At 40.4% G+C, this 9,717-nt stretch carries 6 protein-coding genes; all 6 read left to right on the forward strand.

What is annotated here, in order from left to right; translation table 11 throughout:
- Nucleotides 1-235 (forward strand): hypothetical protein (locus AC1DND_RS13405; RefSeq protein WP_477582269.1); only part of this gene is annotated, 235 nt, incomplete at its 5' end.
- Nucleotides 236-627: 392 nt separating this feature from the next.
- A complete protein-coding gene (locus AC1DND_RS13410; RefSeq protein WP_477582271.1) occupies nt 628-2,127 on the forward strand; it encodes a pectate lyase family protein in 1,500 nt (499 codons plus the stop codon).
- Nucleotides 2,128-2,186: 59 nt separating this feature from the next.
- Nucleotides 2,187-3,728, forward strand: coding sequence for a pectate lyase family protein (locus tag AC1DND_RS13415; RefSeq protein ID WP_477582273.1), 1,542 nt, complete (start codon nt 2,187-2,189; stop codon nt 3,726-3,728).
- A 172-nt stretch (nt 3,729-3,900) separates the two neighbouring features.
- Nucleotides 3,901-7,062 (forward strand): DUF6298 domain-containing protein, encoded by a 3,162-nt coding sequence (locus AC1DND_RS13420; protein WP_477582275.1) that lies wholly within the window; start codon nt 3,901-3,903, stop codon nt 7,060-7,062.
- 1 nt (nt 7,063) lies between these two features.
- Nucleotides 7,064-8,464 carry a glycoside hydrolase family 140 protein gene (locus AC1DND_RS13425; RefSeq protein WP_477582277.1) on the forward strand — a complete coding sequence of 467 codons (1,401 nt, stop codon included), beginning with the start codon at nt 7,064-7,066 and terminating at the stop codon, nt 8,462-8,464.
- 278 nt (nt 8,465-8,742) lie between these two features.
- Nucleotides 8,743-9,669 (forward strand): glycoside hydrolase family 43 protein, encoded by a 927-nt coding sequence (locus AC1DND_RS13430; protein WP_477582279.1) that lies wholly within the window; start codon nt 8,743-8,745, stop codon nt 9,667-9,669.
- Nucleotides 9,670-9,717 lie beyond the last annotated feature (48 nt).

A 9,717-nucleotide genomic window follows, 5' to 3' on the forward strand; every position in this document is an offset into this window, starting at 1 on the left:
CCTACGATCAATACCCTACGATCAATACGTTGATTACCTTTACGATAACTATTTCAAGATCAGTGTAAGAGACGATCTTGATAAAACAAGCCCGGCTAACTGGAAATTTACATGGTACCCACAATATTATTTCTTCGGCATCAATCAAACGGTATTATCAGCAAGTCCATATCTCCAACAAACAACAGGTTGGGATAGCATGAATGGTGCTGGTACCTTCGATCCATTAAAGTAATTACAGAATATCTTCGGGGCGGTTTGCTCACCACCCCGGTTTTTTTATATTTGGTTTGGAAAAAGGGGACATTAATTTGTTTCCTTTTTTTTATTTAAGAATGTTACATTTATATATGAATTTTATTCCTATCTTGTAACATGGCTGCGAGAATGAATTTAATTTGTTACAGGCATTTTTGCCAATTGATAAGATGATACAATAGATAGCCAAAATTATACATTAAACAGGTGCTTTTTGCATGCAAATTTGAAAGATAATATACTTTCTAACCAAAATTACTTACAAGGATAGACAAAGAAATGAGCCACGATTTTCAATATCAGCAATTAGATTTTTCTGCTAGTTAAAAATATTTCGTAATTTCTTTCTCTTCCCAACGAACAACACAAATGAAAAAGAACATTTTAAATCTGTTGCTAACAACAGCGTTAATACTCTCCGCAAATTATACGTTTGCCCAATATCCAAACATTCCCGCCGATATTAAAAAATCATCTGATTCGATGATGAAAGAAGCCTATCACCAATCTGATATTGCCTGGGAGAAAGCAAAGCCTATTATTGCAAAAGAGGCCGCTCAGGGCAAGCCATATATTCCTTGGGCGGGTAGGCCAAATGATTTACCACAATCAGATTTATTGGCTTTTCCAGGTGCAGAAGGTGGTGGCGCCTATAGTTTTGGTGGCCATGGCGGTAGGGTTATTGTGGTTAAAAACTTAAATGATAAAGGACCTGGTTCTTTACGTGATGCCTGTGAACAAGGTGGTGCAAGGATTGTGGTATTCAATGTTTCAGGGATCATCAGATTAAAAACCCCGCTTATTATCCGCGCGCCTTATATCACTATAGCTGGTCAAACCGCACCTGGTGATGGAGTTTGCGTGGCCGGCGAATCGGTTTGGTTAAACACTCATGATGTTATTGTTCGCTTTATGCGTTTTAGAAGGGGTGAAACCTTTGTTGGCCGTCGCGATGATGCCATTGGTGGTAATCCTGTAGGTAACATTATGATCGATCACGTTTCGGCAAGCTGGGGATTGGATGAAAACATGTCGATGTACCGCCATATGTACAATGATAGTACAGGTAAAACCGAAGAAAAATTGGGAACGGTTAATATTACGATACAAAACTCTATTTTCTCAGAGGCACTAGATTATTGGAACCATGCTTTCGGTAGCACCTTAGGTGGAGAAAACTGTGCCTTTGTTCGTAACCTTTGGGCAGATAATGGCGCACGTAACCCATCAATTGGCTGGAATGGAATTTTTAATTTTGCTAATAATGTGGTTTTTAACTGGAACAACCGCTCAACCGATGGCGGCGATTATACCGCACAATATAACATCATCAATAACTTTTATAAACCAGGTCCGGTTACCGAACTAAAAGATCCTATCAGTTACCGCATTTTAAAACCAGAATCTGGACGCAGTAAATTACCCTATGTTGTTTTTGGCAGGGCTTATGTATCTGGAAATATAATTGACGGTAATGAAAAAGTAACCAAAAATAACTGGGATGGAGGTGTTCAGTTAGAAGATAAAAAAGGAAATTTAATGTCGTTCGACGAAGCAAGTAAATATTTCGCTGCGATGAAAGCTAAGAATCCGTTTCCAATGCCTAAGATTAGCATTATCCCTACTTTAAAAGCTAAAGAATATGTTTTGGCAAATGCTGGTGCAACTTTACCGAAAAGAGATCCGGTTGATACCCGCGTAGTTAAACAGGTTGCTACAGGTAAAATTGAAGTTCACCCTGATGCTAAACCATCTGCTTTTCAATTTGAACACCGCAGATTACCTGGCGATTCTTACAAGCAAGGTATCATTACAGAAGTTTCTCAGGTTGGAGGTTACCCAGAATATAAAGTTCAATTTTTAGCATAATAGCGCTTTGTGGCATTGGAAATGTAGCTTTTGCACAATATCCGGTAATCCCAGAGGCTATGGAAAAGAAAGCCGATTCGCTTTTAAAAAGTATTGAAGAAAAATCTGAACTGCAATTTTTAAAAGTAAAACACATTGTAGATGAAGAAGCAAAACATGGTAAACCTTATATTCCATGGGCAGCAAAACCAGGCGATTTGCCGCAGGCTAAAACAGTGGCCTTTCCGGGTGCTGAAGGTGGTGGTGCTTATTCTTTTGGTGGCCGCGGAGGAAAAGTTTACGTAGTAACCAGTCTTGAAGATTCGGGCAGCGGAACTTTACGTGAGGCTTGCGAGCAAGGCGGTGCCCGAATCATTGTTTTTAATGTTTCGGGGATCATCAAATTAAAAACGCCCTTGATTATCCGTGCACCTTATATTACCATTGCCGGTCAAAGTGCGCCTGGCGATGGGATCTGTGTGGCTGGCGAATCAGTTTGGATCAACACCCATGATGTAGTGATCCGTTATATGCGTTTCCGTCGGGGAGCAACCGATGTTACCCGTAGAGATGATGCCATTGGCGGAAATCCTGTCGGAAACATCATCATCGATCACGTTTCAACAAGTTGGGGATTAGATGAAAATATGTCGATTTACCGCCATGTTTATGATCCAAAAGACGGTTCTAAACCTGTAAAATTGCCTACGGTAAACGTTACCATTCAAAATTCGATCTTTTCTGAGGCTTTAGATACCTATAACCATGCTTTTGGAAGTACAATTGGTGGTTTGAACAGTACTTTTATGCGTAACCTTTGGGCGTCAAATATCAGTCGGAATCCATCTGTTGGGATGTATGGGGATTTTGGTTTTGCCAATAATGTGATCTTTAACTGGTGGAACAGAAGTGCCGATGGTGGCGATAATGCTTCATTTTATAGTTTCATTAACAACTACTATAAACCAGGACCGATTACTCCTGCAGGGGAACCGATTTCTTATCGTATCTTAAAACCTGAATCGGGCAGAGATAAAAAGTTTGCCAACGAATTTGGTAAAGCTTATATAACCGGAAATATTATAGAAGGAAACGAAAAGGTAACCAAAAATAATTGGGATGGTGGTGTTCAACCTGAAAGCAAAAGAGATAAACAAAAGTTGTTAGATTCGATGAAAGTGGATAAACCTTTGCCAATGGCGAAAATTTCCATCATCGATACCAAAAAAGCTTATGATTATGTTTTGGCCAATGCTGGTGCATCTCTTCCTGTTAGAGACGCTGTTGATCAACGTATTATTAAACAGGTTACAACAGGCAAAATTGAACATGTGGAAGATGGGAAATTGCCTGCTCAACAAAGTTATGTAAAACGCCGTTTACCGGCAAATTCCTATAAACAAGGTATCATTTCTGATATCGCACAAGTTGGCGGTTATCCAGAATATAAAGGAAAACCTTATGTAGACACAGATCATGATGGAATACCGGATGCCTGGGAAACAAAAAACGGACTAAATCCGAAAGATGCTAAGGATGCCTCAAAAATTTCGAAATCAGGTTATGCCAATATCGAAGTTTATTTAAATAGCTTGGTGGATATCAATAAAGTGAGACCTTAAGAAAGGAGAAAGGCCAAAGTTGAAAGCGGAAAGGCTTGGCAGTCGCATAGCAATTTTGCTTTTCGGCTGTCGTCATGCTGAATTTATTTCAGCATCTTTCATGCTATAAAGACCCTGAAATGAATTCAGGGTGACGACCGTTCATAGATTGTTGACAAAGAAAAAAACATCAATGCCAAAAACTAACCACATATTAAAAGTTATACAACTAAAAACCTTACCGTTTTTGGTAATGGCGCTTTTGGCGACTAACTTTTCGTTTGCCCAAAAAACAAAACCGGTAGAGCCACCAAAACCTATCTTTAAAGGGAAGGATGGCAAAATAGCTTATACACCGGATACAGATGGAAACCGGATTCCCGATTTTTCTTATGCTGGTTACATGGCAGGCGAAAAAGCCATTCCTAATGCAACAATAAAGGTCATTGTTCCAGTTTCAAAGGGCGATGCCACCTTAAGGATTCAGTCAGCAATTAATTATGTTTCGAAATTACCCCTTGGTAAAGATGGTTTACGAGGTGCCGTTTTATTAGAAAAAGGAACTTACGAAGTTGCCGGAACATTAAGGTTGTCAGCTTCTGGGGTGGTACTACGGGGAAGTGGAATGGGTGAAAACGGTACAAAGATTTTTGCAACTGGTTTAGACCGGATTGGTGTAATCAGGATTATAGGTCAAAAAAACAGGATAGAAGAACAGGCAATCGCGGTTACTGATCCTTATGTGCCCGTTAATGCAAATAAAATTACACTGTCTAATGCCAATGGATTTAAAGTAGGTGATCAGATCATCATTAACAGACCTTCAACTAAAGAATGGATCGAAATCCTCAAAACGGTCGAATTTGGGGGCGGTGAAAGTGCTTTGGGCTGGAAACCAGGGACAAGAGATATTCATTGGGATAGAAAAATTATCGCCATAAATGGCAATACAATAACTTTCGATGTGCCAATTACAACAGCTTTAGATGCTAAATATGGTGGCGCAACTGTTTCGAAATATAAATGGGATGGAAGAATTACGCAATCTGGTGTTGAAAATCTGAAAATTGAATCAGATTATCATAAAGAAAATATTAAAGACGAATATCACCGTTGGACAGCTATCTGTTTAGAAAACGTACAAGATGCATGGGTTCGTCAGGTGGTTTTTGAGCATTTTGCAGGTTCTGCAGTAAATGTTTTGGAAACTTCAAAAAGGATTACTGTTGAAGATTGTAAATCGTTAGCTCCAATTTCCGAAATCGGTGGCGAGCGCCGTTTTACCTTTTTAACAACCGGTCAGCAAACGCTTTTCCAAAGGTTGTACTCAGAATATGGCTACCATGATTTTGCAGTAGGTTTCTGTACTCCAGGCCCCAATGTTTTTGTGCAGTGTCAGTCTTATTTACCTTTCAGTTTTAGCGGCGCAATTGATAGCTGGGCATCAGGTGTATTATTCGATATCGTAAATATTGATGGACAAGCGTTGAGTTATTTAAACCGTGGACAGGATGGGCAAGGTGCTGGCTGGAGTGCTGCAAATAGTGTTTTTTGGCAATGTAGCGCCGCAAGGGTTGATAATTTTCAGCCACCAACAGCTCAAAACTGGGCTTTTGGAACCTGGTCTCAATTTGCCGGAAATGGCTATTGGGATATGTCAAACGAACAGATTCAGCCGCGAAGCTTATATTATGCCCAACTAAAGGATAGATTGGGAAGTGAGGCGGATAGCAGGAATTTTGTGCTACCTGTTGAAACGGAAGCATCAAGCAGTCCGCCTGTAGATGTGGCATTAAAACTGACAAAATTAGCCTACAAACCTGCTTTAACCGTTTCAGAATATATTGATGCAGCTTCTGACAGGAATAAAATCCCTACAGATGCCGGTTCGGCAAAGAGCATTGATAAGATCGGCTTAGATCAAGTTATTCAACCTGCTCTTGCGGGTGCGATGGGCATCAAAAATGGTTGGTTGGTTCGTGGCAGCGAAATCGTTCTCGGCGGTCGTCAGGATGTGCCCTGGTGGAACGGAAGCCCCCGTCCGTATGGATTAAAAAATGCCAAGTTTCATATCACACGTTTCGTTCCTGGTCGTTCAGGTAATGGTTTAACAGATGATCTGGATTCGATGACCGATGCCATGAAAAACGGTCAGGTTAAAGTGCTAGATCACAATTATGGCCTATGGTACGATAGAAGAAGAGATGATCACGAGCGCATCCGCCGTATGGATGGCGAAGTTTGGGCACCTTTTTATGAATTGCCATTTGCTCGTAGCGGACAGGATAAAGCCTGGGATGGTTTGAGCAAATATGATATTACCAAATACAACCTTTGGTATTGGGACAGGTTAAAGCAATTTGCTAATCTGGCTGATCAAAAAGGCTTGGTTTTAATCCACGAGAACTATTTTCAACACAACATTATCGAGGCCGGGGCGCATTATGCCGATTTTCCTTGGCGTACCGCAAACAACATAAACGACACAGGTTTCCCTGAACCTGTACCATATGCCGGCGACAAACGCATTTTTATGGCTGAGCAGTTTTACGATATCAGCAACGAACACCGCAAGGCAATCCATAAAGCTTATATCAGAAAATGTTTAGAGAATTTTGATGGAAACACAGGCGTTATCCAATTAATCGGTGCCGAATTTACAGGTCCGTTGCACTTTGTTCAGTTCTGGATCGATACCATTAACGAATGGGAAAAAGAAACAGGCAAGCACCCAATTATCGGTTTAAGCGTAACCAAAGATGTTCAGGACGCGATTTTGGCTGATCCAAAGCGTGCTGGTGTTGTTGATCTGATCGATATCAGGTACTGGCATTACCAGGCCGATGGAACGGCTTATGCGCCACAAGGTGGTTTAAGTTTGGCGCCACGTCAGCATGCACGTTTGTTAAAACCTAAAAAAACATCTTTTGAAGAAGTTTATGATGCTGTTTCAGCGTATAAAAATAAATTTCCCGAAAAAGCGGTGATTTATTCAGGAGATAGCTTTGACAGTTTCGGTTGGGCAATTTTAATGGCAGGAGGTTCGCTCTCCAATGTCGATGTAATTGATGCTTCAATTTTAACTGCGGCATCTTCGATGAAACCCTTTTTACCTACAGATAAATCTGCAAAACAATATGGTTTAGAAAACCCTGGCAAAGCTTATATTTTGTATAACGCTTCTGCTAATGGCATCAACCTCGATTTGAGCAAAGTATCTGGGAAATTCAATGTGAAAGTGCTGAACTCCAAAACAGGGAAACTGCTTAAAGAAGAGAAAATTAATGCCGGCGCTATTGCTAAGTTAGAGAAGGTTGGATCAGGAGACGAAGTCATTATCATCAATAAAATTTAACATGAACATTAAATCTAAAATATTTCTGCTTGTTGTGGTTTCTTGCTTAGCTTTTGGCTGTAAGAAAAAATCGCATTTTGGTGATAAAAGTCTCTTGGTTTCAGAGAATGGAAGATATTTAACCACCGGTGATGGTAAACCATTCTTCTGGCTTGGCGACACTGGCTGGTTATTGTTTGGCAGGTTAACAAGAGAAGAGGCAAATACTTATCTCAAAGACCGCAAACAAAAAGGTTTTAATGTCATCCAGGTAATGTTATTACATGATGTTCCATCGAGAAATGTATACCTCGATTCCTCAGTTGTTCATGCCGATGTTTCAAAACCGATGCTTACCCCGGGCAATAATCCAAAAGATTCTTTAGCCTATGATTATTGGGACCATGTTGATTACATTATCGATAAAGCCGCCGAAAAAGGTCTCTATATGGCATTAGTGCCTGTTTGGGGTACAAATGTTAAAGCTGGAAAAGTTAAAAAGGAGCAAGCAAAAGCTTATTCTGAGTTTTTGGCGAAACGTTATAAAGAGAAATGGAATATAATCTGGCTCAATGGCGGCGATATTAAAGGCAGCGATAAAAAAGAAGTTTGGAATACCATTGGCGAAACTTTAAGGGCAAATGATCCCAATCACCTTATTACTTTTCACCCTAGGGGAAGAACAGCCTCATCACAGTGGTTTCAGAATGCAAAATGGTGCGATTTTGATATGGTACAATCTGGCCACCGCCGTTACGATCAGGATACCTCTAAAAATGAGAAATTACATTATGGAGAAGATAACTGGAAATACATTGAAGCCGATTATAAACTGAAACCAACTAAGCCGACAATTGATGGAGAGCCTTCTTATGAGGATATTCCACAAGGTTTACACGACACCCTCCAACCACGTTGGACAGATAGTGATGTAAGAAGATATGGTTACTGGTCGGTTTTTGCGGGTGCCTTTGGCTATACCTATGGCCATAATTCGGTGATGCAGATGTATAAAAAAACAGATTTAAAGCCTGCTTATGGCCCTAAAGACCAATGGATAACGGCCATAAATGCGCCAGGCGCTAAACAAATGCAGTATTTGAAAGATTTAATGTTATCTCATCCTTATTTCGACCGTGTGCCTGATCAGACTTTGGTAGCAGGTAAAAACGGCGAAAAGTACGATCGGATTCTTGCCACAAGAGGTGAAGAATTTGCACTGCTTTACACTTATACCGGGCGCAATTTCAGCGTGCAGCTAGGCAAAATAGATGGTGACGAAGTAAAAGCATCATGGTTTGATCCAAGAACAGGGAAAATCATCCCAATTGGAGAATTTGAAAATAAAGGAATAAAAGAGTTTAACCCACCAGGCGAGCCTGCAAATGGCAAGGATTGGGTATTGGTGTTGGAGGAGATATAAATAGTTAGGTCGTCATTCCCAACTTGATTGGGAATCGTAATGCTTTGGCTATTGTTTGTGTATTAAGATCCCCGCCTGCGCGGGAATGACGACCGCGAGAAACGTCATTTCGACTGGAGTGCAACGGAATGGAGAAATCTATACACAACGATTAATAGATTTCTCGACTTCGGTCGTCATTCCCAACTTGATGGGGAATCTTAAAGCGTTTGCATTAAGATTCCCGCCTGCGCGAGAATGACGATCAAACGAAAAAAATAACGAAAGAATAAAAAACAGTGTTTAAACCCAATTCCATATCATCATTTCGCTTAGCTATAATTGGCCTGCTGCTTTGTGGCTTAACATCCTGCACAAAACAGGCTTATATATTTACCTCCTTCCATGAACCCGCAAATGAAGGCTYGAGGCTTTTGTACAGTTATGATGCTTACCATTGGACAGATTTAAATAAAACCTTCTTGAAACCTGAAGTGGGAACACAGAAAGTTTTACGCGATCCATCAATCGTTCAAGGCCCGGATGGAACCTTTCATTTGGTTTGGACCTGTAGCTGGAAAGGCGATAAGGGCTTCGGTTACGCAAGTTCGAAAGACCTGATCAACTGGAGTGCGCAAAAGTTTCTTCCGGTAATGGAAAGTGAGCCAAAAACGGTAAATGTGTGGGCACCGGAAATCTTTTACGATAACGAGAAAAAAGAATATGTAATCATCTGGGCTTCAACCATACCGTTCCGCTTTGCTAAAGGAATAGAAGAAGAGGAGAATAACCACCGGATGTATAGTATTACAACCAAAGATTTTGAGACTTTCTCAAAGCCAAAACTGTTTCTCGACCCTGGTTTTAGTGTAATCGATGCGGTGATTGTGAAACGCGCAACCAAAGATTATGTGCTGGTTTTAAAAGATAATACCCGCCCGAATAGGAATTTAAAAGTTGCTTTTGCAAAAGATGCTTTAGGTCCTTATGCAAATGTTTCTGAAACTTTTAGTCCGAAATTAACGGAGGGACCAACGGTTGTAAAAGCTGGAAAGGATTGGTTGATTTATTTTGATGCTTACGGAGAAAAGATTTATTCAGCTTATAAAACAGCCGATTTTAAGTCTTTTAAAGATGTAACTGCGGAGGTTTCAATCCCCGAAGGACATAAACACGGAACAATTATAAAAGTGAAAAGGAAAGTGATTGAGAAATTATTGAGGTAAGAACCTTAACGCAATATATATACTCGATCGTCATGCTGACCTGTAGCA

Source organism: Pedobacter sp. 01N416 (assembly GCF_056399685.1).